At 56.5% G+C, this 26,237-nt stretch carries 23 protein-coding genes and 2 pseudogenes; 8 read left to right on the top strand and 17 right to left on the bottom strand.

Annotation, left to right across the window (positions count from 1 at the left end):
- The 3 genes and pseudogenes from G7Y54_RS04230 to G7Y54_RS04220 form a co-directional block, all read right to left on the bottom strand.
- A partial coding sequence (locus tag G7Y54_RS04230) for a helix-turn-helix domain-containing protein (RefSeq protein ID WP_165080177.1) occupies positions 1-493 on the bottom strand: 493 nt, incomplete at its 3' end.
- Positions 494-602: 109 nt separating this feature from the next.
- Positions 603-752 (bottom strand): annotated as a pseudogene (locus tag G7Y54_RS12780) (DUF2188 domain-containing protein); the annotation flags it as partial.
- 1,052 nt (positions 753-1,804) lie between these two features.
- A pseudogene (locus tag G7Y54_RS04220) lies at positions 1,805-2,748 on the bottom strand (IS481 family transposase).
- An 821-nt stretch (positions 2,749-3,569) separates the two neighbouring features.
- On the opposite strand from G7Y54_RS04220, the gene G7Y54_RS04215 reads away from it, so the two are divergent.
- Complete coding sequence (locus G7Y54_RS04215) at positions 3,570-4,580, top strand: DGQHR domain-containing protein (protein ID WP_165077687.1); 1,011 nt, start codon at positions 3,570-3,572, stop codon at positions 4,578-4,580.
- The gene (locus G7Y54_RS04210) at positions 4,581-5,510 is read left to right on the top strand and encodes a hypothetical protein (protein WP_165077685.1); all 930 of its coding nucleotides are present in this window, start codon (positions 4,581-4,583) and stop codon (positions 5,508-5,510) included.
- A gap of 209 nt (positions 5,511-5,719) precedes the next feature.
- Here the strand turns inward: G7Y54_RS04210 and G7Y54_RS04205 are convergent, their stop codons facing one another.
- The 4 genes from G7Y54_RS04205 to G7Y54_RS04190 all read right to left on the bottom strand — a co-directional run bounded on the left by G7Y54_RS04205 (position 5,720) and on the right by G7Y54_RS04190 (position 8,939).
- Positions 5,720-6,226: a GNAT family N-acetyltransferase gene (locus G7Y54_RS04205; protein WP_165077682.1), complete on the bottom strand. Its 507-nt coding sequence runs from the start codon at positions 6,224-6,226 to the stop codon at positions 5,720-5,722.
- Positions 6,223-6,516, bottom strand: a complete 294-nt coding sequence (locus tag G7Y54_RS04200; protein WP_165080175.1) for a DUF1778 domain-containing protein — start codon at positions 6,514-6,516, stop codon at positions 6,223-6,225. The genes G7Y54_RS04205 and G7Y54_RS04200 overlap by 4 nt, the downstream gene beginning before the upstream one ends.
- A 361-nt stretch (positions 6,517-6,877) precedes the next feature.
- Positions 6,878-8,020: a tyrosine-type recombinase/integrase gene (locus tag G7Y54_RS04195; protein ID WP_165077678.1), complete on the bottom strand. Its 1,143-nt coding sequence runs from the start codon at positions 8,018-8,020 to the stop codon at positions 6,878-6,880.
- 394 nt (positions 8,021-8,414) lie between these two features.
- On the bottom strand, positions 8,415-8,939 hold the full coding sequence (locus G7Y54_RS04190; RefSeq protein ID WP_165077676.1) for a hypothetical protein: 525 nt from the start codon (positions 8,937-8,939) through the stop codon (positions 8,415-8,417).
- A gap of 550 nt (positions 8,940-9,489) precedes the next feature.
- On the opposite strand from G7Y54_RS04190, the gene G7Y54_RS04185 reads away from it, so the two are divergent.
- From G7Y54_RS04185 to G7Y54_RS04160, 6 genes are all read left to right on the top strand, one after another.
- Entirely contained in the window at positions 9,490-11,382 is a 1,893-nt protein-coding gene (locus tag G7Y54_RS04185) for a TRAP transporter permease (RefSeq protein ID WP_165077674.1), read from the top strand.
- Positions 11,375-12,349, top strand: a complete 975-nt coding sequence (locus G7Y54_RS04180) for a TAXI family TRAP transporter solute-binding subunit (RefSeq protein ID WP_165077672.1) — start codon at positions 11,375-11,377, stop codon at positions 12,347-12,349. The genes G7Y54_RS04185 and G7Y54_RS04180 overlap by 8 nt, the downstream gene beginning before the upstream one ends.
- A 21-nt stretch (positions 12,350-12,370) precedes the next feature.
- The gene (locus G7Y54_RS04175) at positions 12,371-13,099 is read left to right on the top strand and encodes an SDR family oxidoreductase (protein WP_165077669.1); all 729 of its coding nucleotides are present in this window, start codon (positions 12,371-12,373) and stop codon (positions 13,097-13,099) included.
- Positions 13,100-13,150: 51 nt separating this feature from the next.
- Positions 13,151-14,722: an outer membrane homotrimeric porin gene (locus G7Y54_RS04170; RefSeq protein WP_165077667.1), complete on the top strand. Its 1,572-nt coding sequence runs from the start codon at positions 13,151-13,153 to the stop codon at positions 14,720-14,722.
- Positions 14,723-14,788: 66 nt separating this feature from the next.
- The gene (locus tag G7Y54_RS04165) at positions 14,789-15,649 is read left to right on the top strand and encodes an amidohydrolase family protein (protein ID WP_165077665.1); all 861 of its coding nucleotides are present in this window, start codon (positions 14,789-14,791) and stop codon (positions 15,647-15,649) included.
- Positions 15,639-16,472 (top strand): amidohydrolase family protein, encoded by an 834-nt coding sequence (locus G7Y54_RS04160; protein ID WP_165077663.1) that lies wholly within the window; start codon positions 15,639-15,641, stop codon positions 16,470-16,472. Before G7Y54_RS04165 ends, G7Y54_RS04160 begins: the two co-directional genes overlap by 11 nt.
- 62 nt (positions 16,473-16,534) lie before the next feature.
- Here the strand turns inward: G7Y54_RS04160 and G7Y54_RS04155 are convergent, their stop codons facing one another.
- The 10 genes from G7Y54_RS04155 to G7Y54_RS04115 form a co-directional block, all read right to left on the bottom strand.
- Positions 16,535-16,900: a TIGR04076 family protein gene (locus G7Y54_RS04155; RefSeq protein WP_165077661.1), complete on the bottom strand. Its 366-nt coding sequence runs from the start codon at positions 16,898-16,900 to the stop codon at positions 16,535-16,537.
- Position 16,901: 1 nt separating this feature from the next.
- Complete coding sequence (locus G7Y54_RS04150; protein ID WP_165077658.1) at positions 16,902-17,285, bottom strand: TIGR04076 family protein; 384 nt, start codon at positions 17,283-17,285, stop codon at positions 16,902-16,904.
- A gap of 17 nt (positions 17,286-17,302) precedes the next feature.
- Positions 17,303-19,246 (bottom strand): TRAP transporter permease, encoded by a 1,944-nt coding sequence (locus tag G7Y54_RS04145; protein ID WP_165077656.1) that lies wholly within the window; start codon positions 19,244-19,246, stop codon positions 17,303-17,305.
- Positions 19,247-19,274: 28 nt separating this feature from the next.
- The gene (locus G7Y54_RS04140; RefSeq protein ID WP_165077653.1) at positions 19,275-20,258 is read right to left on the bottom strand and encodes a TAXI family TRAP transporter solute-binding subunit; all 984 of its coding nucleotides are present in this window, start codon (positions 20,256-20,258) and stop codon (positions 19,275-19,277) included.
- A 352-nt stretch (positions 20,259-20,610) separates the two neighbouring features.
- Positions 20,611-21,498, bottom strand: a complete 888-nt coding sequence (locus G7Y54_RS04135; RefSeq protein WP_165077649.1) for an amidohydrolase family protein — start codon at positions 21,496-21,498, stop codon at positions 20,611-20,613.
- Positions 21,499-21,544: 46 nt separating this feature from the next.
- Positions 21,545-22,459 (bottom strand): LysR family transcriptional regulator, encoded by a 915-nt coding sequence (locus tag G7Y54_RS04130; protein ID WP_165077637.1) that lies wholly within the window; start codon positions 22,457-22,459, stop codon positions 21,545-21,547.
- 2 nt (positions 22,460-22,461) lie between these two features.
- A complete protein-coding gene (locus G7Y54_RS04125) occupies positions 22,462-23,973 on the bottom strand; it encodes a TRAP transporter fused permease subunit (RefSeq protein WP_241159369.1) in 1,512 nt (503 codons plus the stop codon).
- Positions 23,871-24,353 (bottom strand): hypothetical protein, encoded by a 483-nt coding sequence (locus G7Y54_RS12565; RefSeq protein WP_241159352.1) that lies wholly within the window; start codon positions 24,351-24,353, stop codon positions 23,871-23,873. Before G7Y54_RS12565 ends, G7Y54_RS04125 begins: the two co-directional genes overlap by 103 nt.
- Positions 24,354-24,377: 24 nt before the next feature.
- A complete protein-coding gene (locus G7Y54_RS04120) occupies positions 24,378-25,382 on the bottom strand; it encodes a TAXI family TRAP transporter solute-binding subunit (protein ID WP_165077632.1) in 1,005 nt (334 codons plus the stop codon).
- Between the two features lie 27 nt (positions 25,383-25,409).
- On the bottom strand, positions 25,410-26,192 hold the full coding sequence (locus G7Y54_RS04115; RefSeq protein ID WP_165077629.1) for an SDR family oxidoreductase: 783 nt from the start codon (positions 26,190-26,192) through the stop codon (positions 25,410-25,412).
- Positions 26,193-26,237: the final 45 nt, after the last annotated feature.

The raw sequence follows: 26,237 nt of genomic DNA, 5'->3' as shown, positions 1-26,237 counted from the left end.
AGCCGGGGTGATGGCTTTCAATCTCGCCGCACGCCTCATCATCCTGTTTCTTTCGTTCCAAAGCCTGTACCTGGGCCTCCGTCAGGACGATGCCCTGGCCCGCTGACATCTTTTCCAAAGCCGTCAGTCGCTGCTTCATGGATGAAAGGTTATGGCGCATCCAGATGGAGCGGACTCCGGACGGCGACACGAAGATACCTCGCTTTCGGAGCTCGTTGCTGGCCCTGACCTGCCCATGAGCGGGAAATGCCGTGGCAAACTCGACCACCGCCTGTTCAGTGGCTTCTTCGACCCGGTTTTTCAGATTGGGTTTTCTCCGGCTGACTTCAAACAGGGCCTCAACGCCATCGGCATTTCTGGCTGCCTGATACCGATAGAACGTATCCCTGGAAAAGCCCAAGATACGACAAGCCTTGGAGATATTGCCCAATTCGGCGGCAAGGTTGAGAAGTCCGATCTTGTGCTTGATGACGCTTTGATTAAAACTTTCCATCGGGAACTCCGTGGGCATCGTGCCCGGTTGATGGGTTATTTGCACTTCCATCAAAACGGAGTTCCCCTTGCTTTTCAAGGGGCTATTGTCAGATCAAGTCGAAACTAGCTCATATTATTCCATCTTTATTATGGATAAATAATTCATTTCCTTCGCGTCTGCTATGATTTCTTGCCCAGTCTATTGCCTCTTTTTTTGTTTGGAAAATCTTTGAGGCTCTAGTATTCCCAGTATCTTTTGAAGCCCAACCGTCCTCTGTAGGAACAACATGAGTTGTTTCAGCATTTCTTCAAGCCTCCAGCTTGTTGTAATGATGGAAACGTCATAAAGGTTAAGCAGTTATTGGGAAAGAGTCAACAAAGTTACAAAAAAATTGAAATCATATTGACTTATCAAAGAATTTATTAATATCAATTATAAATCAAGAAGAATATAATTTTCTTATGTGATTGGCAATAAAGTAGTATGCATCAGTATGAAAATAATTATATCAGGGCAGAAGGATTTTTAATATCATATTATCCTAAAGAAAAGTCATTTTCTATATAACTCCTCCATAGTGAGAAAACAAGCAAAGATTGAATGGATTATCCATTATTCGTCTGTGGGAACTCAGAGACCTTCCAATGAAACCAGCCAAAGTTGGGCAATCGAGACGAGTTGAAAAGGCAGATGGAAGGAGATATCGATGCAGCTCGGCATATTTTGATAAGCAAGAAGCATATATACTGTGAGGAACGTAAGGACCTGGAACATGATCGTGTTTTCTAGGGTAGCCGTAATGCTCATGGATTCGTAGGTGTTGCTTGATTTTCCTAAAGAATTACTCGACTTACTGGCGGCCTCTGTAGGTATCGCCTATTGCTTTTGGGCTCAGCCGGAAGTGATTGGTCAGGAATTCGTACCGCCGGCGCCTTCAAGTGCTCGATAGTCTACCCAACGCCAGGTAGTGGTTTCTCACAGAAGGCGACCTTATCGGAATGGTATGAGCTCACTCCGTATCTCAAGTTCACTGAGAGCCGCTCAAATAATCTGTCTTCAGTATTTTGTTTGATGTGCGTGACAAACTATATATTTCAAGCTCAAATCGCTTGAAGCAAGTGTAGACCTTGTCAATAAAACAAGATATACCATCTGGGAAGTTTCAGCAATCTTTCGATGCGACTTCCGTGCTGCAAGGTATCGATTATGATCGTAAAGGTCGGCTATGATCGTCGTGATGCGGCAGCCCATACATTTTGATTTTGCTCTTGGTCTTGCGAAAGAAGGCTGGGGGAAAGAGCGTCCGGTTATGCCAGATACTGCTTGTACCTAGATGTAGAGTGTCAACACGTTGTTCCCGCTCCAGGTAGCCGGGAAGCTGGAGGATTTCTTCCCAGCGCCGTATGAGGACGCTGGAAATTGTACCGATACGTCCACAGAGGCAAATCCTGGGTTCGTTTCCATGAGTGGGTATATGTAGACGCATATGCCCACTCTTTTAAGGCTGTTCGGATAAACCGTTCTGCCTTTCCATTGGTTTGTGGATGATATGGCTTTGTCCTTTTATGCTGGATACCGAGTTCACGACAAGCCTGACGAAACTTCCTCGATTTGTAGCAGGCTCCGTTATCGGTAAGAACCCTTTTCACCTCAATTCCATGCTGCTTATACCACGCAACGGCGCACCAAAGAAATTCTACAGCGGATTCCGCGGTCTCATCCGCATGGATCGCGGTATATGCCAGCCGCGAAGCGTCATCCACGCAGACATGGAGGTATTCCCAACCGGGCCTGCGCCGTTTTACTTGGCGGGTTCCTGCTTTCCGATGGCCAATCCCGTCAATTTTACCGAGCCGCTTTATATCCACATGGAGCATATCCCCTGGACTGTCCCACTCATACCGCTGAACTGGCGCTTTAGGCTCCAGGGAGGACAGCCGGGAAAGGCCCAATTTGCGTAATGCGCGAAACACCGTACTGCGCCTCAAGCCGAGAAGAAGCGCGATCTCGTCCCCGGTCTTGCGGGCTATACGCAGTTCATGGATTTGGCTCATATCCACGCTTGTCAGACTGCATCGACACCGTTTAGGCCGAGAACTGGCATCGGCAAGCGCCTCGACGCCTCCCACGGCATAACGATGCTTCCATTTTCTGACTGTGCGCACACTCAGGCCATAATCAGCGGCCACCGCGGCAGCCGCTTTTGTCCCAAGCCGCCGCACCATTTCTTCTCGACCTCGTGCCGTAAGTTTGGCATTCTTGTGTCTGTTCACCCTTCTTCCCATCCAGTTTGCTGTTGTTTGCCACTTCCAGCTTTACCGGATTGAAGAAGGGTGAACAACCTATTGAAACATTACAACTAGACCGGACAGCCAGACTTTGAAGCGAAGATGGTGTTGCGGAGTCATTGAGTGCACATGGCGTACATATGAGCAAACCATTCTTGGAAAAAGCCAATGGCAGCAAAGTGTTGGCATCGGCCGCGGAAGAGGAACATGTTTTTGAGTTAAAAATTACGAATCGCCTTTATATGGGCGTCAAGCAACGCAGGTCGCCCCACAGAGAACTCTTAGCGGAAGCTCGATTAATGCCATGACGGTAATCTACTCATTAAGACAGGATTGTAGTTTGGACAATGGACATATGATGCAATATGAGCATTTGAAAAATGTCTAGAAATCGGGAATAAGGCTTAGGAGAAATGCATGCTATGATGAATCAAGTTCCGAATCTCCTCACCTGCGAGATTGAATATGGATTACTTCCACATTTAATAGAAATTTATTGCATTTTTATTATACCTTAACCGGAAATCATTGATCGTGAATAAATATAGTACATAGAACTAGATTGGAGGCATGCTAGATAAGCAAAAAATAAGTCACACATGATAAAAATCTTTACTTTTTTTTATCGAGGTTATATAATTTGACATACTTTCTTGGATAGGAGTAAAAACATAAGCTCTATTAATTTAAAAAATTATTTTCGATTTCTTTTTCTTATCGATTAGGCGTAGAGGATTTTGGTGCTAATTATATAAATATTTTTAGGATTTTCAGTACTAATAAACCAATGCTATTGGAGGTCATGGATGGCTACTATGGTTCGCACAAATTTTATAAAAATGATCTATAATGCAGTCCCCTGTGAACAGAATAAGAAGAAATTTTATTTGTCAATAATGCCAAGTGATGTTTTATCGGAGTATTCGGTTGTATCGCGTAGAGATGAAGACGCATCAGGTAAGGGATTTCAGCGCCTACTTAATGAAACAAGGGCAAGAGAAATTGCAAAATATATGAGAGAGCAAAATGGTGTCATTCCATCAGCTCTCATTCTTAGTGCACAACCAAATTCTAATTTTACATATAATAAGTCAAATTCGACAATAGAGTTTTATGGTGTAAAAGGTGCATTTTTAGTTATTGATGGTCAACACCGTTTATATGGATTTAAGCTGGCTAAAAAAACCTATTATGTGCCAGTTGTAATTTTCGATAATTTAAAAACTTCGGAGGAAGTTAAGCTTTTTATTGACATTAATACAACGCAAAAAGGTGTTCCTGCAGCTTTATTACTTGATATAAAAAATTTGGCCGGTACTGAAACAAAAACTGAGGAAAGGCAGCGAATATTATTTGATAGACTTAATGAGGCTTCGGTACTTAAGGGTAAATTTTCATCCTCCAGGAGTGCAGCAGGAAAAATATCTCGTAGCCTCTTTAACGCCTCAACGACTTCAATATTTACTAGTGGACAACTATCAAATGAATCTGATGATATTATATTCAAAGCTGTTTCTAACTTTATAACCGCTATGTCAAAAATTCTTGATAAGTCTAATAATTCATCAGTAAAGTTATATAAAAGCATATATTTTAGAGCCAGTTTTGGTTTATTCCATGAAGCGTGTGAAGTTGTATTAAATGAATATTCTAATCTTAAGGTGAGTTCATTTTTAGATATTCTTGAACCGATATCGACATTATCATTTGATACATATACGGGTTCAAATAATTCAACTATTACAAAATTACAGAATGATATGCGAACCGCTATTCATCAAAGTAGGCGTAAGGCAATAGATGAGGATATGTTTTAAATGCTCGTTCTTGATGGTTGTAGTAAAGCTATTAAAAAAAAGGTGGTAGATGTAGTTAGGCCTTATTTTAATGATTATTTATTAAATCCTGATTATTCTATTAAAGATACATTATGTGATAATTCTTTTTTTGCAAAACAAGATAGCCATAATGAATTTAGTTTTAGAATTATGAAAGATGATTATGTCCCCTCTTCTATTTGTGATTTTTCCTTATTTTTTTCACGCGCATACATGCAACGAGCTGTTTACAAAAAATGCAAAACAAAAATGTCTCCATCTTGGTCATTTGTTACATTATATTATATGGGTTTCTTTTCGGCCACTGCTCTTTTAAGAATTTTTCCAAGCGTTCGTAGCTATTTGTATATTGATGACGGATTAAGTAATAAGCTATCCAATATACTCACACTATATCAAGGTGAAATAATACGTCTTAAAAAAGGAAATTATCAAATGAGACCAAGTAGTGATACTAATGAGGTTAAGATTAATCTTAAATCCACAAAGTTAGGTGCACACGAGAGTACTTGGGACCTCTTAAAGAGTCTATTTACCTTTACCGAATCGATTTGTTCAGGATATGAAAAAGACTTTTATAAAGAAATTCGAAGGTATATGTTATCCGATGCATATCCGCCTTCTAGACTTAGAAATCATATTAATTATAATTCCAAAATTATAATTCATGAGGTTAATTTAAAGTTTCAGTTTTTTCATAATTTAGAAATATCAAATGAAAATGTTGAAGGAGATTTACTGTCTAATTTTTCCACCCCAAATGCTACAAAGGAACTACAAGCCGCCTATTTTTTTGATTTTTTATATAGATATGTGGAAAATATATATATAAATCTTATCGAAAAAGATAAGCGGCGAAGTAAATTATTTAATAGTTTAAAATATTTTTGTAAGACGAATATGAACTAGATATTGTAGTATACTTTCAATGTGGCGTTGAATCACTAGGTAGTCTTTGAGGCGCGTACTTAGGGATTGCGTAACTTCTCAGTCCTAAGCTAATGACATCTTAAAACATAGTTATTAATATTGTAGTAGCCATATTCTTAAAAATATTTTATTTGAAGATAACAATTTTTAATCTGGTATTATTTAATAAAAGATGTCGTATCATTTTATTATGACTGCTTTATAATTATCTCTGCGTTTTTTCTGAGCATCCAAAGTGCTAATGGATTCTCATGAAAACGCTGAAAAAGAAATTTTTCGTAAAATACTGCCGCTCTTTTGCTTTTGGCATCAACCAGAAAAACGGCCCAAGCCAGCTCGTTTCGGCAGGCCCGACGCAAAGCGTCCAGAACAAGTAGGCTCCCGATATGTTGCCCCTGCTGCGATGTCTCCACAGCCAATCGTCCAAGGCGAATTGCGGGAACGGCTGGATAGCGTGGCATCTTGCGGGCCGTTTCATTAGGCAGGGAGGTAAGAAGGATGGATGCCGCCGAAAGGGTATAAAAGCCCACGACCTTTTCGGGGCTCGTGGCCTGCCGCGCGGCGATGACTGTGGCATAGCCACGCCTCATATCCTGGCCGGCTTGCTTGTGCAGGTAGGCGTCAAGAACTGGTTCGCCACAAGTAAAGCCGCCCCTGTCCATATTTGGAGCTAGGAGGTCAAACAGCAGCTTCATAAGCTTTTAACCGTAGCCTCATATTCATCCGCCAGCTTTTTGAGGAACGGTGTTGGCTCCAGCGATTCTTGTTTTTGCAATGCCTCGGCCAGAAGCTCCTGATCCCGCATACTCAGGCGAATGATGGCCTGCTCGGCTATGACCCGTTCAGCTTTTTCGAGAGCCGCTTCAATCAGAAAATCCGTGCGGGTGCGCCCCTGCATGGCGGCGGCACGGTCAATGGTTTCCCGGACGGCAAGGGGAATCCTCGCATCAATACGGGACATGGGTGTTTCGTGAGATTGCGTCATGGTAATCACCTCGGAATCTATATACGGCGTTTCTCCGTACAAGGCAAGTGGCGCCCCTATCACGGTATGCTTGCGATTTTGACTTGAATACTATTGAGATAAGAGGAGAAACCAGTCAGCCAAGCCTAAGCCGGTCATTATCCAGCAGCGTCCAACCGGGGCTTTCAAGATTTTTCAATTTTGTAGGTATTTTTGTGGGAATAAAAATTATTTATGCAAATATATTGTGCAATTTCAGTGAGATATAAAAAATATTTTATCCCCTTGGGGACGCCAAAGATTTCAACTAGTTATGGCCGGTTAAAGGTTATCAAACCAAGCTGGTTACAAAGCTCTGGTTACAAATTGCCTCACGGAAATTTTAGCCGTGGGGCATTTCTTTTTCCAAGAGCATTTCCGCCGCCTTCCCGATGCCGCTCTCGCTCAACGCGGACATGATGATTTCCTGATTGCCGTAAAGACCGGCGCTCTTCACATATCTGTCCGTGGTGGTGGCGTGATAATGCCCCAAGAGCGTTTGAGCGGCGGAAATGCCGCCTCCCACAAACGTGATGGCGGCCGCCTTGTGCCGCATGGCGTGAAAGCCAAAGGGCTTCACTCCGGCTTTCGCGCAGAGCCTTGGCATAAGCTGGTTCCGCTGCGTAAACGGCTGGCCCATCGTCTCGTTGCATTGTGTCTGCATGAACACATTGTCCACCTTGCAGGGCCTCGCATCATGCCACCAGCGCAGGGCTTTGTGCAGCTCAGGGTGAAGTTGCAGCCACCGCGCACGCTCCTTGCCGTCACGCGCTTTGTGATCCGTCAAACATATGCGGCCAGTGTCCAACCGCACGTCCCGTTCCCATGAAAGACGGAAGATTTCACTCCTTCGCGCGCCAGTGTAATAATAGGCCAGCAACATAACCAAATCCTGCCCCTTGGCCTGCTGCAAGACCTTTATCACATCCTCCTCCGGCGGGACGTAACGCTCGCCAGCCGTTGCCGGAAAAGGCTTGATGCGCTCCAGAGGCGACAGCACTTGCGGAAAACCCTCCACACTCTCCAACCCCCAGTTCCACGCCGACAGCAAATTCTTCCGATAGACATTTGCCCGCTTGGAGCCCCGCTCATCAGCCACCTCCGAAAGGAATTGATAGAGCATGGGCTTGGTCAGTTTGGCGATGTCCGAAATGCCCTCTTGGTGGCAATACGCGAACAGCGCACTCATGACCGTTTTTTTCTCAACATAGGTGGAGTGGGACATGGTTCTTTCCGCAAAAGCCAGATAACGCTCTCCCCAAGCCGAGAGAAGCTCCAGGCCCGAGGGAGTCTCAATTTTTCTCCGTCCCTCCAGGAATTCCTTTTTCCTCTCTATCTCCCATTGCCTTGCGGCCATCCATTCCGGGCCTTTGGGCCGACCCGCCGGGAAAAACTTGGTATCCACTGTTTTGCCGTCTATGATGACTCTGGCAAGCCAAGCATTTCCCCGATCTTTTCTCAGAGTTGGCATCGCTGAAAACTCCATTCTGGCCCCAGCGAAACCTTGGCCCCTGCCAATGCGTTTACCACTCCGAAAAGCTATATGGCATCCCGTGGCTTGGTCAAGCCGCGGAAGTTTGGAAATTTCGACCAAAGCCGGCATCCAGTTCGGTGCTTTGAAGGACACAGCGAAGCGTCAGCCCTTTGAACCGTCCGCTCGCAACTACCTGTGGTTCAGAACCCCACATTTAAAGATTTTGCGCTGGGTCACTGGGAGTATTTTAGTGGAGTAACCTCGCGCTTTGGAATATCCGCACGTCTCTTTTCTGCTGAACTAACGCTGCGGTTCGGATTCTCCCCATGGCCTCTCCAAGCGAAGGATTTTTTGCTTGTTCCCACATCTTCCTCAGGGCCTTCATAGAGAAAAACGGGGCGTGAGTTTACAACTCACCTATGGGTGTATCTGGGGTTATGGTGAAAGTTCCATAACGAGCCGGCTCAGATTTCGGTTTGGGCTTTGCCTCAAGGCCTCCCGGCGTGGTGATGCTTTTTACCACCTTGATATTCTCGGTTTGTCGGGCGGGAAGGGAGCGGTTCCCCTCGGCGCTGCTACCCTGTTTCTCAGACTCTACCTCCCCGTTTTCCACCTCCTCCACTTCGGGTTCCTGATAGCGAGCGAGTAGGAATTCCGAGATGATGATCCCGGCTTTTTTCAAGAGGGCACATAGCTCTTTTGGAGTGTAGCCTTTCCGGAACGCCCGCTTGAGATCCTTCTCAAGAAATGCCGCCGCCTCCTCGCGGGAGCAGCGAGTATCCTTCACCGGCAGTTCTTTTATAATCTTTCGGGCCATCCTCAGTTGCTCCGGCCTGATCTTTCCGATTTTCCCCACGGCTGTGCCTCCTTTGTCAAAGATTGAGGGCAGCATAACGAAAATTTTTCCACCCCTGCAAAAAAGCCACTGCACGTTAGGGGTTCTTCCTGGCAAGATGACACATGTGCTACCGCCCATGTGTCATCTTGCAAAAGGGGCGCGCCCCTCTTGACTCCCCCGGGCTGCTCGGCGCCGCGCTTCTCGCATCCTGAAAGCCAAAAGACCGAGCGCCGAAAACGCAGCGGAAATGGGGAAAGAAGGGCCGCGGTTCCGGCGCGGGCTTCACCATCTAATGCGCGTAACGAACAGTGCTCGGTGAGCGGAAAATCCATCTTCGGCAATGGCAGAAGAGAGAGGAGGTAGGTTTAGAGAGGCAGGGCAAGCATCGCTGCCCGCGCTCCTCTAATGGGCACCCAGAATTGAGGTGAAGATGCTGGAGATATGTGGATATTAAAGACTTTTTGGTCCCTTCTTCGGATTTTTCCCCGGCTGTGTTCTCCTCGCGGGGAATTGATTTTCTCAATGCCGCATATAAAAAAATTGTAATTTTATTAATGGGTCGCTTCATCTAAATATCTGACAGTAGAATCAAGTTTATTGAGTCAGCTTGGCACGAAATAACGCAAAACCAGGTGGCTGCACTATGCTCACAAGGCAAAGTCTGAAACCGGTGGCTGCTGCTGTTGCCATTGTATTTACCCTGTTCCAGATCTGGTTCACGAGCTTTGGCGTGTTGGAAGGGACGCAGATGCGGGCGGATTTTGTGGCCTTTGTCATGGTCCTCATCTTCCTGCTCAAGCCGCCCTATACGCCGAAAGACGGGCGGCCCGAAAACCCGCTGGTCATTCTCTGCGACCTCTGCTGTTGCGTGCTCGCCATCGCCATTGCGGCCTATATCACGCTGCATACCGACGGGATCATGGAGCGCATGCGCTATGTGGACGACATCCCCGAAACGGCGCGTTGGCTGGGTATCCTCGCCGTCGTCCTCACGCTGGAAGTGACGCGGCGCATGACGGGCTGGCCGCTGGTGATCATTTCGCTGGTCTTTCTGGCCTATGCCGCCTGGGGCGACATGCTGCCCTCGGCGCTGAAGCGCATGGATATTTCCACGGACATGATCGTGGAGTGCATGTACCTTTCCAACGAGGGATTGTACGGCATACCCACCTCGGTCGCGTGCGGCACCATTTTCGGCTTCATCATGTTCGGGGCTTTTCTCGAAAAGTCCAACATGACCAACATTTTCATGGACATCGCCTGTCTCCTGACCCGGAAATCCCGGGGCGGCCCGGCCAAGGTGGCCATTTTCGCGTCCGGCATGTTCGGCACCTTCTCCGGGTCGGCCGTGGCCAATGTGTACGGCACGGGCATCTTCACCATCCCGCTCATGAAGAAGGTCGGCTACAAGCCCACCTTCGCCGGCGCGGTGGAGGCCGTGGCCTCCACGGGGGGCCAGATCATGCCGCCCATCATGGGCGCGGCGGCCTTCATCCTGACCGACCTCGCCAACGTGCCCTATCTCACGGTGGCCAAGTCCGCGCTGCTGCCGGCCATCCTCTACTATGTGTCGCTCTGGTTCATGATCCATTTTGAGGCCGTGAAGTCCAACCTGGGCTTTATCGACCCCGAGCTCGTGCCCACGAGGGAGCGCGTGTTCCGGCGGCTCTATTATCTTTTGCCCATCGTGGTGCTCATCACGCTCATGTGCATGGGCCGCAGCGTGAGTTTCTGCGCCAATGCCGCCACGCTTTCCATCCCCATCATCGCGCTGTTCAGCTCCGAGACGCGCTTCACCTTCAAGAGCTTCACCCAGGCGCTCGTCCTCTCCGCCGACAACGCGCTGATGATCGGCGCCTGCTGCGCCTGCGCGGGTATCATCATCGGCGTCATCTCGCTCACCGGCGTGGGCTTCAAGCTCATGGCGGCCATCACCGACCTCGCGGGCAACAATCTCTTCATCCTCTGCGTCTGCCTCATGGTCATCTGCATCATCCTCGGCATGGGCGTGCCCACGGCCCCGGCCTACATCATCGTGGCGGCTCTGGGCGCGCCCGCGCTGATCAAGGCCGGCTGCCTGCCCATCGTGGCGCATATGTTCTGCTTCTATTACGCCATCATCTCGGTGGTCACGCCGCCGGTGTGCCAGGCGGCCTTCGCCGGAGCGGCCATAGCCAAGGCAAATGCCATGAAAACCGGCTTTGTGGCGGCCAAGCTGGCCGTGGTGGCCTTTGTCATTCCCTTCATGTTCGTCTATGCGCCCGCGCTTCTGGCGCAGGGCACGGCCATGGAAATCGCCGTGGCCGTCATCACCTCCATCATAGGCGTGATCGCCCTGGCCGCCGGGATGCAGGGCTGGCTGCTCAAAAAGACCTCGCCGGTGGAGAGGCTGTGCCTCATCATCGGCGGCCTGTGCATGATTTTGCCCGGCCTCTCCACGGATATGGCGGGCATCGGTCTCTGCCTCGTGGTGCTGCTGGCGCAAAAGCTGACCGGCAGGCCCAACCTTCACCTCAAGGAGCGGGAAAATGCGTAAAACCCTTTTCAAACTGGCGAGTTTCGCGTGCGCGATTTTTCTGGCGCAGGGGGCGGGCGCGGCGGAAAAGCTCGAACTCAACGCCGCCAGCGGCAACCAGGGCGGCGTGTTCTATGTGGGCATGGGCGCCGTGGGCAAGGCGATCATGCAGGATAACCCGGATATCGACTACACCATGTTCCCCTCGGCGGGCCTGAGCAACGTGCTCCGGGTGCAGAAGGGGCAGTCCGGCATCGGCGTGGTGCAATCCAACAACGCGCACATGGCCGTCAAGGGCGACGCGCCGTTCAAGGGCGTGCAGGACAAGGTCATGGGCCTCGCCAACGTGAACACCAGGGCCCACACGCATATCGCCGTGCGCGAGGACAGCGGCATCACTTCACTGGAAGACATCCGCGACAAGAAGCTGCCCGTGCGCATCAACATCAATCCCGTGGGCGGAAACAACGAGCTCCTTCCCCGGCGCATCTTCGAGGAATACGGCATCGGCTGGAAGCAGCTCAAGGAACAGGGGGCCAAGCTCTATCCCCTCTCCATTCCCGATTCCATCGACATGATGAAGGACGGCCGCATCGAAGTAGACGTGTACCACGGCGAGGAGCCGGCCTTCAAATATAATGACATTCTCTCCACCACGCCCATCCGCTTTTTGCCCGTGGATGAGGAGATCCTGCAAAAGCTCGCCAGGGAGTTCGGCGGCGAGGTGACGGAATTTTCCGAAACGGCCTATGACGGCAAGGTGAAGGGCCTGCGCGGGCTCACCACGCACACGGAGCTCATCGTCAACGCGGATATGCCCGAAGATCTCGTCTACCGCATCACCAAGGCCATCATGGAACACCGGGACGACATCGCCACCGCTGTGCCGCTGTGGTCGACCCTGAATCTGGAGGACGCGCCCAACACCGCCGCGCCGCTCCATCCCGGGGCCGCCAGGTATTACCGCGAAAAGGGCGTTTTGAAATAAGCAACGGAAAGGGGGACGGTCATGAAGAGGGATGTGGCCATAGTGACCGGCGCGGCCACGGGCATCGGCCTCGCCACGGCGAAACTGCTCGGCAAAAAGTATCTAGTGGCGGCCACCTGGCGGAGCACGCCGCTTGCGGCGGCGGACCTTGAGGCCATCGGCGGCGTCGGCGTGCAATGCGACGTGGGCGTCTATGAGGACTGCCACCGCCTGGTGGAGGAGGCGCAAAAGCACGGCCGCGTCACCGCGCTCGTCCATTGCGCGGCGCTCAATCCCACGCCGGCGCCTTCGGTGGAGGAAATGGAGCCGGAATTCTGGGACCGCATCCTCCGCAACAATCTCACCAGTTCTTTTTACCTTGCGAAGTGCGTGCTTCCGGCCTTCCGGGCGGCAGGGGGCGGGGCCATCGTGTTCGTGAGCTCCACGGCCGGGCGCAACGGCTTTTCCACGGCGGGCGGCGCGCCGGGCCATGCCAAGACCGCCTATGCCACCAGCAAGGCGGGCATCATCGCCTTCACCAAGGGCCTCGCGCGCGAAGTGGCGGCGGACCATATCCGCGTCAACTGCATGGCCGCAGGGCCCATCGACACGCGGATGCTGCCCAACCGCGAGGCCACGGAAAAGCGGGTGCCCATGGGCCGCATCGGCACGGCGGAAGAGGCGGCCGTGGCCATCGCCTTCCTGCTGGACGACGCCACCTATACCACGGGCTGCACTCTGGACGTTTGCGGCGGCCAGTACATGAACTGACGGGGTTCAAGCCGCCGTGAAGGATACAAAACCTTTATCCCAGGGGGAACGATGAAGAGGAAATGGGGAAAAAAGCTGCTCGGGGCTACCCTCGCCGCGGCCTTACTGCCGCTCTGCGGGGGAGCCGAGGCCAATGCCATCGACTTCAAGATCGGCGGTCAGTGGCTGATGAATTTTGACGTGGGCCAGTACCGCCTGCTCAAGGAAACGCGCAACGGCACAACGCGCAACAAGTTCACGGATGACGAGTTCGACGCCAAGCAGCGCATCAGGCTGTCCGTGGAGGCCATCGCCTCGGAAAACCTGTCCGCCACGGTGCAGATCCAGCTTGGCGCAACGACCTTGGGCAACGCGGACCAGGGCGCGGCCCTGGGCGCGGACGGCAAGATCGTGAAAGTGCGCTGGGCCTACATAGACTGGAGGATGCCCAATACGGACCTGAAGACTCGCATGGGCATCCAGTATGTCGCAATGCCCAACAAGGCCGGTGGCACGGCCATCATGGGTACGCGCATAGCGGCCATTCTAGCCAACTACAAGATAAATGACAATCTGGGCCTCACGGCCATGTGGGGGCGCCCCTACAACGACAATTATCCCGGCGAGGACAAGGACGGCGTAAAGAACTACCACCAGAACTATCTGGACAATCTGGACCTTTTCGCCCTCACCGTGCCCATCACCTATGACGGCTTCGAGGCCACGCCCTGGGCCATGTTCGGGATGCTGGGCAAGAACACCCAGTGGAACGTCAACGCCGCGGGCGACCCGCAACTTGCGCGCTACTCAACGGCCGGCTGGACCAACTACACCCTGCTGCCCTATCCCGGCGTCATGGCGCGCGGCGACTACACCAACAGCAGTACCAGCAAGGGCTACGCCAACCTGTTCTGGGCGGGCCTGCCGCTGGGCATCACCGCGCTGGAGCCCTGGAATTTCGAGCTCGACCTCAACTACGGCTATGTGGGCGCCCTCGGCCGCTACAACGCCTACAAGGGCGCGACCCGGCCGGAAAACCTGAAACGCGCCAGCACCGAGCGCCAGGGCTGGCTCGCCAAGGCACTGGTGGAATACAAGTTTGACTGGGGCAAGCCCGGCGTTTTCGGCTGGTACGCCTCCGGCGACGACGACAATCCCAAGAACGGCTCAGAGCGGATGCCGAGCCTTGCGGCCTATGGCAATTTCACCTCCTTCCTCGGCGACAATCCCTGGTCGCTCGGCAGCTGGTACGACCAGTCGCTGGACTACGCCGGCACCTGGGGCGTGGGCCTGCAACTGAAGGATGTCTCCTTCCTCGTGAACGACCTCAAGCACACCTTCCGCGCAGCCTACTGGGGTGGTACCAACTCGCCCGGCATGGTGAAGTACATGAACAACGCCTATGCCTGGAACGACGCCTGGTGCAAGTGGGACGGGCCCTACCTTACCACCAATGACGGCCTCCTGGAGTTCAACCTGCTCAGCAACTACAAGATGTACGAGAACTTCACGGTGCAGATGGAGTGGGGCTATGTGGCCAACTTCATCGACAACGACACCTGGAAAAAGGCCGGCAACCGCAACTCCTCCTTCCAGAAGCAGGATTCGTGGAAGGGCCAGCTCAAGTTCGTCTATTCCTTCTAGCGCCTCATAACCTCTTACCCGCCGGCGCCCGGCCTGAGCCCGGGCGCCGGCGCCGAGGAACACGCCATGATCATCGATTTCAGGCTCCGGCCGCCCTTTGGCGACTATGTCAAGCTGGGCATGTACACCAACAAGGCGCGCTGCGCCAGCTACGCGGCCAATATCGGTGAGCCGCTGGCCAAATCCATCGCCGAGGAGTCCATGGAGCTCCTGCTGGAGGACATGGACGAAAACGGCATCGACATGGGCGTGGCTACGGGACGGGTGGCGCACTTTGCGGGCGGCATGGAAAACGCCACGGTGATCGAGCTGGTGGAAAAATATCCCAAGCGCTTCATCGGCTTCGCTGGCCTCAACCCGCTCGACTGGCGCTGGTCCCTGAAGGAACTCCAGAAAACCGTTGTGGACGGCCCCCTGAAGGGCGTGGTGCTGGAGCCGGGCGCGGCAAGGCCGGCCATGTATGGCGACGACGCCCTGCTCTATCCCATCTATGCGGAATGCGAGAAGCACGACATCACGGTGATGGTGATGCTCGGCGGCAATGCCGGGCCCAATGTGGATTTCAGCTTTCCGCGCATCATCCACAAGATCGCGTCGGACTTTCCCACGGTGAAGTTCATCGTTTCCCACGGGGGCTGGCCCTGGGTGCAGGCGGTGCTCGGCGTGTGCTTCGTGCGGGAGAATATCTGGCTGAGCCCGGACCTCTATATTTTCAACCAACCGGGCTTCCAGGACTATGTCACGGGGGCGAAATCCTACATGAAGGACCGCATCCTCTATGCTTCGGCCTATCCCTTCCTGCCGCTGACCTGCGTGCACCAGTTCAAGACCCTGTTCCCGAAGGAGCTTCTCCACAAATTGCTTTATGAGAATGCGGCGAAGCTCCTGGGGCTGCCGCTGGAGAAAGGAGAAGGCAATGGTAATTGACTTTCGCCTGCGGCCGCCTTTCGGCGGCTTCCTCAAGGTGGGCATGTATGCCGACAAGGCTGCCGCCGACTTTTATTCGCGCAATATCGGCATGAAAAGGTCGGCCTCGGCAAAAGAGGAATCCATGCGGCTCCTGCTCGAGGAAATGGACGAGAACGGCATCGACATGGGCTTGGCCACCGGGCGCATCGGCCACAGAAAGGGCAATGTGCCCAATGCCGAGATCGTGCGCCTGCTGGAGGAATATCCCGGCCGCTTCATGGGTTTCGCGGGCCTTGACGCAAGTGACGTCAAGGAGAGCCTTGAGGAGATCGAGCGTTTCTGCGTCGACGGGCCGCTCAAGGGCGTGGTGCTGGAGCCAGGGGCCATGGAAAAGCCCATGTACGCCGACGACGGCAGGCTCTATCCCATCTACGCGGCCTGCGAGAAGGCGGGCATCCCGGTGCAGATAATGATCGGCGGCCGCGCCGGCCCGGACAGGAGCTATTCGCACCCAAAAATCATCAGCCGGCTGGCGAATGACTTCCCCGGCGTCAACTTCATCGTGGCCCACGGCTGCTGGCCCTTTGTGCAGGAAATCCTGGGCGTCTGCTTTTATCAGGAAAACATCTATCTCTGCCCGGATCTCTACTTCTTCAACCTGCCCGGGCAGGACGACTATATCCGCGCGGGGAACTACTACCTGCAGGACCGCTTCCTTTTCGCCTCCGCCTATCCCTTCACCCCGCTCTCCTGCGTGCATGAGTTCCGGGAGAGCTTCAAGCCCGAAGTGCGGGACAAGCTGCTCCATAAAAACGCGGCCAAACTGTTGGGCCTCGATTAACGCGAAAACCTCCGGCGGGGATGCGTTCCGCCGGAGGTTTTTTTGCCGCAGCGGTCGGCTTTTTACTCCGCGCGTTCCAGCCTGAAAAAGACCGGGTGCAGCCCGTTGGTGCAGGAGGCGTAATAAACGCCGTCCTCAAATTCGGGATAATTGCCGCCGAGTTGCAGGCCCAGCACCACCTGGAAGAGGTCATGCCACGCCCAGGCGCAGGGAAAGTCGGCCGGGGGCTTGCCGCCCTTGTCCGTCACCATGTAGCTGTCACCCGCCTTGAAGCGGGGACACGTGGTCTCCGGCTGGCCGCACAGGCCCGTGGGCGGCGTGTCGCCGTAAATATCCTTGAGTTCCGTCGTGCGCACCACGGTGATGCGCAGGGGCTCTCTGGCATTCCCCATGGAGAGGGGCAAACGGTTGGCCGGGTACTCTTTCATCTTACTTTCCCTCCTTGGCTTCCGTGGCGGGCAGGTCCTTGTCGTCAAACCACTCGACCTTGAAAACCACGGGCCTGAGACCGTCTGTGCAGCAGGTGTACTGCACGCCCGCGCGCTTCTGGCAGAAATGGCCGCCGGCCTGCATGGTGGTGATGACGGCATAATTGTCATTCCAGGCCCAGGCGCAGGGAAAGTCCTCCCGGCAGTTGCCGTTTTCGTCGATGTGGAAAGTCTGGCCCAGCTTGAAGCGCGGGCAGACGGGCTCGAAATTCTCGATGCAGCCCTCGGGGAGCTCGGGGAACATTTCCGCGGCCCTGGTGAGCTTCACCACGGTCATCTTGAGCGGGTGGCGCCTGGTCGCGCCGTTGCATCCCTTCTTGTCCACGGGCGTTTCTCCTGTGTCTAAGGTTGAGGGGGGAGGGGGGCCTTGCCGCGCGTCCTGTAAAATTGCCAGCCCACGAGCGCCCCGAGGAAGGCGATGCCGCCGAGGTCGGTGAGCGTGTCGGGGTGCATCATGCACAGCGAGCCCACGAAGAACAGGATGCGCATGAGGGGGGACAGGTTGGCCCGGAAATAGCCGATGATAGCCACGGAAAGCGCCCAGACGCCGACGATGGCCGTTACCGCGCTGATGATGATGTTGAGGATGGGCCCGGACATGGTGAGTTCCGGGCCGTACACGAACATGTAGGGGATGATGAAGGCCGGGAGCGCGAGGCGCACCCCCAGAAGGCCGAGCTTGAAGGGGTTGCACTTGGCGATGGCCGCCGCGGCGAAGGAGGCCAGGGCCACCGGCGGCGTGATGGAGGAAAGCGCCGCGAAATAGAGCACGAACAGATGCGCGTTGAGGAGCGGCACATTGAGGTCCACGAGCGCGGGCACCACCACGGCGGCCGGGATGGCGTATGCCGCGATGGTCGGCATCCCCATGCCGAGGACGATGGTGACGCACATGGTGAAGAAGAGGCAGAGGAAGAGGTTCCCGCCCGAGGCCAGCAGGACCAGGCTGGAAATCTTTACCCCCAGGCCCGTGAGCGTGAGCGCGCCGATGATGATGCCGGCCGCCGCCGTGGTGGCCGTGATCTGGATGCAGTTGGTGCCGCCGTCCCTTACGGCGTTGAGAAAGCGTTTCAGCTCGAAGAAGTGCCCGGTCTCCTGATGGAGATGGATCATGCCGATGAGCACCACGCTCGCAAGCGCCACGATGCCCGCGAGCACAACCGAGGTGTTGATGACCACAAGGCACGCCACGAGCACGATGATGGGAAGGCCGAGATAGGCCTGGCTGCGCACCAGGCTCCACGGAGGGAGCTGGTCGCGGGAAAGGCCGAAGAGCCCGGTTTTCTGCGCCTCGAAGTCCACGGAGAAGAGCAGGCTCGCATAGTAGAGGATAGCGGGGATGATGGCCGCCACGAGGATGGTCGTGTAGCTGACGTTCATCATCTGCGCCATGAGGAACACGGCCGCCCCCATGACTGGTGGCACGATCTGGCCGCCGGTGGAAGCCGTGGCCTCCACCGCGCCCGCAAAATAGGGATTGTAGCCGGTGCGGATCATGAGCGGGATGGTCATGGTGCCGGTTGTCACCACGTTGGCCGTGGCCGCGCCGCTCATCATGCCCAGAAGGCCGCTGGAAACCACGGCCACCTTGGCCGGGCCGCCGCGCGTGCCCCCGGCCACGGCGTAGGAAAGGTTCATGAAGAAGGTGGCCGCGCCGGAAAACTCCAGAAAGGCCCCGAACAGCACGAACAGGTAGACGAAGCGCGCCGTGGAATTGAGCGGCGCGTTGAAGATGCCGAAGGTGCTGAACATGTAGCTGATGATGCGCTCGAAGGAATAGCCCCGGTGCGCCAGCGGCCCCGGCAGCCACGGGCCGAAATAGCAGTAGGCCATGGCCAGGAGGAGCAGGCCGGTGAGAATCATGCCGGCCGTGCGCCGCGTGAGCTCGAGCACCACGAGGCACATGAGGATGCCGAAAAGCAGGTCGTAGTTTTCCGTAAACGCGCCTTCGCGTTCCAGCAGGTCGTCCAGCTCGAAGATGACGTACAGGTAGGCGGCGATGCTGGCGACAATGAGCAAAAGGTCGATGAGGCCCACATTGGCGGCCTGCTTCTTCGTGCCCGCATAATAGAGAAAGCCCAGGATCACGCCGAACTGGAGATGCCCCATGGAAAAGAGCCAGGGTTCCATGGGATAGAGGGTAAGGACGGCCAGGTGGAACAGCGCCATGACCACGGTGATGGCGTAAATGAGGTACATCCACCGGGAATTTTCCGCGAATGTCCGCTTCAGCGAGACGTTTTCGCCATCTGCCAAAGGCACGTCGAAATTCTTGTCCTGGCTCATCCCTTACCCCCGCAGGCTTGCGGCCTGCTTATTTGGCAATCAGGTTTTCGGGAATATCCACGCCCACTTCCTTGTAATACCTGACCGCGCCGGGATGGATGGGCAGCGGCGAGGCGAGCACATCCTCGGGCTTCATTTCCAGAAGCGGCGGATAGACCGCCTTGAAATCCTCGAGATGTTCAAAGAAAACCTTGGTCAGCTGGTAGGCCATGTCGTCGGAAACGTCCTTGCCGGAGAGGCAAAAACCCCACATGGCGAGAGTGGGCTTGGTCTCCGTGAAATTCTTGTAGCCTCCGGCCGGGCGCATGATCCGGCGAAACACCGGATAGTGCTTGGTGATATAGTCGATGTCCTCGTCCGAAAATTCGAGGATGGTGATGGGCGTGACGGAATCCGTCTCCACGGCCGGGCCGCTGGGATTGCCATGCCCGGCGCCTGCCACCTCGATGATGCCGTCCAGCATCAGGCCCGGCAGCTCGCCCATGCCGGCGTTGACCTGCTTGCCCGGGGTGAGGCCGAAATCCTTGAGCCAGATGGGGGTGAAGGCGGAGGTCACCGAGGTCTTGGGGCCGCCGGAAAAGGTCTTGCCCGCAATGTCGCGGAAATTCTTGATGCCGCTCGTCGCCGGCGCCCAGTAGGTGAAATACTGGGCCCCCAGCGGGAAGAGCGTGCGCACATTGGTGTAGGTCTTGATAAGCTCGGGGTTATAGCCGTCCTTGGCGTTCCAGACCATGGGACCGCTGGTGGCGAGGCCGTAATCCAGCTTGCCCGCCTGGATCATGCGCGTGGGCACATTGCCGCCGCCGGTGGATTCGAGGGAAAAGGTGAAACCGGGGATGTATTTTTCCACCACCTTGGCGAGCCCGGCCCCGATGACATAGTAGGTGCCGCCCACGGTGCCGACACCCAGGGAGGCGGTTTCCGCCGCCGTGGCGGGAGCTCCCGGCAGGGTGAGGGCAAAGGCAGACAGGGCGAGGAACAGTGCCGCCAGAGAAAACTTCCTGAATCTCATGGTTCCCCCTTGTACTCTTCAGGTGAAACAGGGCTTGCGCCGCATGTTGACTCCGGAGCCGGCGAAGGTTCCGGACGCGCAAGCGCTTTCCCGATGGTTCCCGATAGTTTTTGATAGGGGGAATTTGCCTATAGAACAAATACAAATTTTCTCTAGGTCATATGAATTTTATCAATAGAGCGTCCGCCCGCGGCAAGAAAGATGCGCCGAATGGCCGGGGATGGCGCTGTGTTGGACAGGGATGAAACAAGCGGAGGAGACAACGGGTCCCCCGGCGGGGCTTGGCCCGTTTCCGTGGCAAAAGGCGCCCCGACGTGTCCCGCCCTGGAAAAGATGTTTTTAAAAATCCGGCTCAGGCGTCCTTCGTGGGTTGCCCGTCCGGTTCTCCCAGATAGCGGGCCGCGTTTTCATAAAAAACCTTGTCCCACACTTCGGGCCGCAAAAGTTCCTTGACACGGGCGACGGCGAATTCCATGGGCATGCTCGGGTAGAGGCTGCCGAAGATGATCTTGTCCTGCAGCCGGTAGTTGGCGGCCACCACATAGTCCTGCGAGCCGGGATGGTCGATCATGAAGCCGTCCGGCGAGAGCCAGACATTCTCCCAGTTGAGGGCAACCGCGCAGGCGAGCGTCGTGAAGGGCCAGCAGGCGTGCGAAAGCAGGATGCGCAGCTCCGGGAAGCGACGGGCCACGCGCTCGATGCGGCGCGGTTCGTAGAGGTCGTAGCTCGGGGGCGTTTTCTGGTGAAAGACCCCGCCATAGAGCAGGCACACGGGGATGTCATGCTGCTGGCAGAATTCGTAGATGGGAAAGATGCTGGCGTCGTCCACGGCCCAGGGGTGCGGGTCAAGGCCGGGCTCCATGTAGACGCCGCGGCACGGCCCCCCCACCACATGGAGCACGATTTGCGCGAGCGCCCCCGCGATACCCTCCTCCAGCGGCTGCACCCCCGCGAAGCCGATAAAGCGGCCGGGATAGGCGCGCAAAAGCTCGCCCAGGTGGTCGTTGTTCTGGGTGGGGAGCCGGCGCAGGGGGACCACGGTCTTGCTGATGTGGGCCTTGTCGCATTCCTTCAGGAATTCCTCCATGGAGCGCCCGAGCAGCGAGGGCGGCAGTTCCATGCCCATTTTTTGGTACTTGGCGCGCAGACCCGGCTTGCCCGGCTTGTCGTCCAGCGCGAATATCCAGTCTCTGGTCATGGCGTCGAAGGGCGGCCGGCAACGAAAGTCGATAATCTGCATGGGGCTTTCCAGTGAGGATGAGGTGAGGAAACGTGCCGAGGCGGCTTTACGCGCCGGGGGCGACCTGTGCGTCCAGCTCGCGCAAAAGCTCCACCACCTTGGCGGCCGCGGGCGAAAGCTCGCTGTGCCTGTGCCAGATGATGGCCGAGCGGAACTCCAGCGTGGGAATGGCCAGCGGCCGCACGGCAAAGGTCTCCGCAGGCACCTTGTCGAGCTCGTTTTCCGGCACGATGCCCACGGCCGCCACGGTCCGCAGAAAATCGGGGATGAGGGTCGCGAAAGGCGTGTCGAGGATGACATGCGGCTCGAGCCCGCGTTCCTGCATGGCGATGATGAGCGGCCGGAAGGCCCCGATATTGGACCACCTGCGCGAGAGCAGGATGGGATGCGCGGCCAGCGCCTCCGGGCTCACGGGCCTGTCGGGCGGCGCGGGCAGGAGCGGCGACCAGCACGACACGAAATGCTGCGGCCGGAGGGGCACGGACTCGCAATTGCCGAAGATGACCGGCAACTGGATGAGCGCCAGGTCCAGCCCCTGCTTCTGGATGGTGTTCTCCAGCGTGAGGTTGTCGGCGAGGAGCAGCCTTATGCGGATGCCGGGATAGTGCCGGAGCAGGGGCGGCAGCACGGCGCGCACAAAGGAGGTGCAAAAGCCGCTGCAGCCAAGGCGCACCTCGCCGAAAATGGCGGACGCGCCAGCATAAGGATTGCGCAGTTTCTTGCCGAGCTCCTCCACCTGGGCGAGGATGCGCTGCGCCTCCTGGTAAAAGAGCTGGCCGTGCTCGGTCACTTGCCACTTGCCGCCGCTGCGGTTGATGAGCGGCATGCCCACCTGTTCCTCCAGCTCCTTGAGGGAGAGGCTCAGGGTGGGCTGGCTGATGTGCAGGGTCTGGGCGGCGCGGCTGATCTGCCCTTCGGTGACGATGGCGCAGAAATGGCGCAACAGCCTGAAATCGAGCATGGTCACTCCGCCCTTGCCGGCTCACCGTGGCGGGGCTGTCTGCGCCAGTACTGGAAGAGGCCGATGCCGAGGATGAGCCCGAGGCCGATGAGGTCTGTCCGGGAGCCGGGGTAGATGCAGCACAGGCCGCCCGCGAACAGCAGGGCCGACTCCACGATGCCGCAGCTCGTGAGGAACTGGCGCTGGAGCCCGGCTGTCATGCCGATGACGCCCACGATGGCCGTCACCGTCGCCATGACTATGTCAGTGAAGGAGCCCTGGAACAAGAGCTCCGGCTGGTAGACGAAAAAGAAGGGGATGATGAAGGCGATGGCCCCGAGCTTCACCGCCGTGAAGCCGGTGCTCATGGCGTTGGCGTCCGCGATGCTCGCCGCCGAGAAGGCCGCCATGCACACGGGCGGCGTGATGGTGGAGAGCACGGCGTAATAGAGGCAGAACATGTGCGCCCCGATCATGGGCACGCCGAGCTTGATCATGGCTGGCGCGGCCAGCACGGAAACGATGATGTAGGCCGGGGCCGTGGGCACGCCCATGCCCACGATGAAGCAGGTGAGCATGAGCATGACGAGCAGAAGCGGCAAATTGCCGTCCACGAAGGACATGAGGATGTTGATGAGCTTGAAGCCGCCCCCCGTGAGGCTGATGATGCCCACAACGATGCCCGCGCAGGCGCAGGCGCAGGTGATCATCAGGGTGTTGCGGGTGGCCGTGACGGCGACCTTCTGGAGCCTGCGCGGCGTGAGCCGCGTCTCCTCCCGGAAGAGCGAGAGCAGGAAGATGACGCCGCAGCCCGCGAAGGCCGAGAAGTTCACGCTGCGCCCGAGCAGCATCATCACGATGAGGAAGGCCAGCGGCAGCAGGTAGTAGAGGCGCCGCGTCACCGACGAAAGCGGCGGTATCTCGCTCGCCGGCATGGTGCCGATATTGTGCTTCACGGCCTCGAAATGGATCATGGCGTAAAGCGAAAGATAGAACAGGATGGAGGGCAGAAGCGCCGATTTGGCGATGGTGAGGTAGCCCACCTGGGTGATGTCGGCCATGATGAAGGCCGCCGCGCCCATGATGGGCGGCATGAGCTGGCCGCCCGTGGAGGCGCAGGCTTCCACGGCACCGGCGAAGGGCGCTGAATAGCCTACCTTCTTCATCAGCGGGATGGTGAAAATGCCCGTACCGTAGACATTGGCCTGCGCCGAGCCGGAGATGGTGCCGAAAAGCGCCGAGGCGAAAATGGCCACCTTGGCCGGGCCGCCCTTGGCCTTTCTGGTCAGCACGCACGAGAGGTCCATGAAGACGCTGCTCATGTTGGAGACTTCGAGAAAGGCCCCGAAGAGCACAAAGGCGAAGATCATGGTGGCTGCCGCGCCGATGGCCACGCCGTAGATGCCTTCGGTGAGCAGGAAAAGCTGCTCGATCATGGCCTCCGGCGTGATGGGCACATGGCCGAAGGCGCCGGGAAGGTCCGCCCCGAACAGGCCATAGGCGATGAAGCAGAGCGCCACAATGACAAGGGGCAGCCCCGCCGCCCGGCGCGTGGCCTCCAGCACGACGCCGTGCCGAAGAACATTTGCTGCGGCGTCACCTCGTCCACATAGGCGAAGCGGTCAAATATCTCGTTGGAATTCTGGAAGTAAAAGACGGCGATGCCCAGGGCGAGGCAGGCCAGGGCGATGTCGATGACCGTGAGCAGCGGCGGTTCCGGCTTTTCCTTGCCGTACCTGGTGGTGCAGGGCACGAAAATAAAGGTCAGGCAAAGCACGAGGCTCAAGTGGGCCACGCGTTGCAGGGTGGAGTTGAAGATGGCGATGCCCGACGTGCTGTAGAGCTGGAACACGGTGAGCACCACCGCCAGGGCAACAAAGACGTATTGGAGCCAGGCGCGTAAACGGTTCTGCATCTTGCACCTCCACCCTGCGGGGCCTTACTTGAGGTAGCCGGCTTCGCGGAAATAGCGCTCCGCGCCGGGGTGCAGCGGCAGCGCCGTGTTCTTGCAGCTCACCGCCGGGTCAAAGGTGCCGTAGCCCGGATTGGCGAGGGCGATGTCCCTGGCGTTTTCCGTCCATATCTTGGCGATCTTGTAGGCCAGCTCGTCGGGCATGTCCGCGCTGCAGATGATTTCGGTGGTGTCGGTGGCAACGGGCACGTCCTGCGCGGGCAGGCCTTCGAACTCGCCCGCCTTGATGACCGAGGCCTTGAGGCCGCGCTCCTTGAGTTTGGCCATCTCCTCCTCGCCCACGGGCAAAAAGCGCACCGGGTTGGAAAGCAGTATCTGGCGCAGGAAGGCCGGGAAGCCCGGGCCGTTGTAGCCCACCATGTCGAGCTGCTTGTCCTTCATGGCGTCGACCATGGCGTCGAAATTGATATAGGTGACCGTGCCGCCCCACTTCTCGATATCCGGGTAATCCACGCCATAGGCGCCGAGCGCCCAGCGGGTGAACATGTCGTTGGTGGAGCCCCGCGTGGCCGGGCTCAGGCGGATGGCGGGATGGTTCTTGGCCAGGTCCTCAAGACTCTGGATGGGCGCGTCCTCGCGCGCGAAGAGCAGGAGGCGGCAGTCGTCGTTGAGCGAGAAGAGCGAGCGCAGGTTGTCGTGCTTCTTCTTGTAGGGCGCCTTGCCCTCGCTGGCCGCCTTGAGCAGCGCGCCCTGCGCGTGGGCCACGTTGACCTGCCCGGCGGAAACGCGCGCCGGGTTGGCCGTGCCGTTGCCTGGCATCAGGTCAACCTTGGCGTTGGGATACTGGGCCAGAAAGGCCTTCATGAAGGCCGCGAGCGCCATGGAGGCTCCGCCACCCAGCGGGCCCCCGGCCAGCGTCATCTTGACGCCCGTGCCGTCATCCCCGGCCGCACGGGCATTGTGGGGAGGAAGCGCCGCCAAAAGCGCCACGGCCGCGCACAGCGCGAGAAGTTTGCGCAGGAAAGTGCTCATTGTGTCCTCCTCTGCCGGCTCAACGGCCTACACATTGGAGCGGCCGCCATCCACGGGGATGACGGCGCCGTTGATGAAGTCGGCCTCGTCGCTGGCCAGGAAGGCCGTGAGCCAGGCCACGTCCTGCGGCACGCCGAGGCGCCCGGCCGGGATGACGCGCACGCGGCGCTCGTAGCCGTCCGGGTCGTTGTCCAGGCTGTCCTGGATGAAGGGCGTCACCACGGAGCCGGGGCAGATGACGTTGACGCGAACCCCCTGCCACGCATAGAGCGCGCTCAGGCTGCGCATGTAGCCCACCAGCGCGTGCTTGGAGGAGGTATAGACCGAGCCGCCCCCGGCGCTGCCGCGCGGCCCGCCCTGGGCGGTGTTGCGCATGCCGCTGATGGAGGCCGTGGCGAGGATGCAGCCCTTCTTGCGCTCGATCATCTGCGGAAGCACCAGATTGCAGAAATTGAACACGGAAATGACGTTGATCTGCATGAATTTCTGGAAGTCGAGCTCCGTCATTTCCAGGGAGCCGCGCCTCTGGTCAAAGATGCCGTGCGTGGTGACGAGCACGTCCACGCGGCCCCAGGTGCGCATGACGAGCTCATGGAATTCCTTGATGGCCGGCGTGTCCTGCACGTCGAAGGCCATGCCGATGGCCTTGCCCCCGGCATCCCTGATCTTGTCCACTTCGGCGTCCACCCGCGCCCGGTCTCTGCCGCACACGGCCACGGAGGCCCCCTGCGCGGCCATGGTTTCGGCCTGCGCCGCGCCGATGCCGGAATTGGAGCCGGTGACGATGGCGATCTTCCCTTCCAGATTCATGGGTTGTCCCTCTTTTTCCGTCAGTGAGTATGATAGTTTCTTTGG

Origin of the sequence: Desulfovibrio sp. ZJ746, assembly GCF_011039155.1 — a bacterium.
Lineage (GTDB): Bacteria > Desulfobacterota > Desulfovibrionia > Desulfovibrionales > Desulfovibrionaceae > Desulfovibrio.
Note: the sequence above shows the minus strand (reverse complement) of the source record. Positions and strands in the feature narration are given on the sequence as shown.

What these genes read in the sequence shown, in the direction of transcription:
- G7Y54_RS04195 (WP_165077678.1), bottom strand. Translation starts at nt 8,020, where the DNA reads ATGGAGTTTTCAGCGATGCCAACTCTGAGAAAAGATCGGGGAAATGCT.
- G7Y54_RS04145 (WP_165077656.1), bottom strand. Translation starts at nt 19,246, where the DNA reads ATGAGCCAGGACAAGAATTTCGACGTGCCTTTGGCAGATGGCGAAAAC.
- G7Y54_RS04120 (WP_165077632.1), bottom strand. Translation starts at nt 25,382, where the DNA reads ATGAGCACTTTCCTGCGCAAACTTCTCGCGCTGTGCGCGGCCGTGGCG.
- G7Y54_RS04200 (WP_165080175.1), bottom strand. Translation starts at nt 6,516, where the DNA reads ATGACGCAATCTCACGAAACACCCATGTCCCGTATTGATGCGAGGATT.
- G7Y54_RS04155 (WP_165077661.1), bottom strand. Translation starts at nt 16,900, where the DNA reads ATGAAAGAGTACCCGGCCAACCGTTTGCCCCTCTCCATGGGGAATGCC.
- G7Y54_RS04215 (WP_165077687.1), top strand. Translation starts at nt 3,570, where the DNA reads ATGGCTACTATGGTTCGCACAAATTTTATAAAAATGATCTATAATGCA.
- G7Y54_RS04160 (WP_165077663.1), top strand. Translation starts at nt 15,639, where the DNA reads ATGGTAATTGACTTTCGCCTGCGGCCGCCTTTCGGCGGCTTCCTCAAG.
- G7Y54_RS04185 (WP_165077674.1), top strand. Translation starts at nt 9,490, where the DNA reads ATGCTCACAAGGCAAAGTCTGAAACCGGTGGCTGCTGCTGTTGCCATT.
- G7Y54_RS12565 (WP_241159352.1), bottom strand. Translation starts at nt 24,353, where the DNA reads ATGCAGAACCGTTTACGCGCCTGGCTCCAATACGTCTTTGTTGCCCTG.
- G7Y54_RS04135 (WP_165077649.1), bottom strand. Translation starts at nt 21,498, where the DNA reads ATGCAGATTATCGACTTTCGTTGCCGGCCGCCCTTCGACGCCATGACC.
- G7Y54_RS04165 (WP_165077665.1), top strand. Translation starts at nt 14,789, where the DNA reads ATGATCATCGATTTCAGGCTCCGGCCGCCCTTTGGCGACTATGTCAAG.
- G7Y54_RS04130 (WP_165077637.1), bottom strand. Translation starts at nt 22,459, where the DNA reads ATGCTCGATTTCAGGCTGTTGCGCCATTTCTGCGCCATCGTCACCGAA.
- G7Y54_RS04180 (WP_165077672.1), top strand. Translation starts at nt 11,375, where the DNA reads ATGCGTAAAACCCTTTTCAAACTGGCGAGTTTCGCGTGCGCGATTTTT.
- G7Y54_RS04175 (WP_165077669.1), top strand. Translation starts at nt 12,371, where the DNA reads ATGAAGAGGGATGTGGCCATAGTGACCGGCGCGGCCACGGGCATCGGC.
- G7Y54_RS04115 (WP_165077629.1), bottom strand. Translation starts at nt 26,192, where the DNA reads ATGAATCTGGAAGGGAAGATCGCCATCGTCACCGGCTCCAATTCCGGC.
- G7Y54_RS04140 (WP_165077653.1), bottom strand. Translation starts at nt 20,258, where the DNA reads ATGAGATTCAGGAAGTTTTCTCTGGCGGCACTGTTCCTCGCCCTGTCT.
- G7Y54_RS04205 (WP_165077682.1), bottom strand. Translation starts at nt 6,226, where the DNA reads ATGAAGCTGCTGTTTGACCTCCTAGCTCCAAATATGGACAGGGGCGGC.
- G7Y54_RS04210 (WP_165077685.1), top strand. Translation starts at nt 4,581, where the DNA reads ATGCTCGTTCTTGATGGTTGTAGTAAAGCTATTAAAAAAAAGGTGGTA.
- G7Y54_RS04170 (WP_165077667.1), top strand. Translation starts at nt 13,151, where the DNA reads ATGAAGAGGAAATGGGGAAAAAAGCTGCTCGGGGCTACCCTCGCCGCG.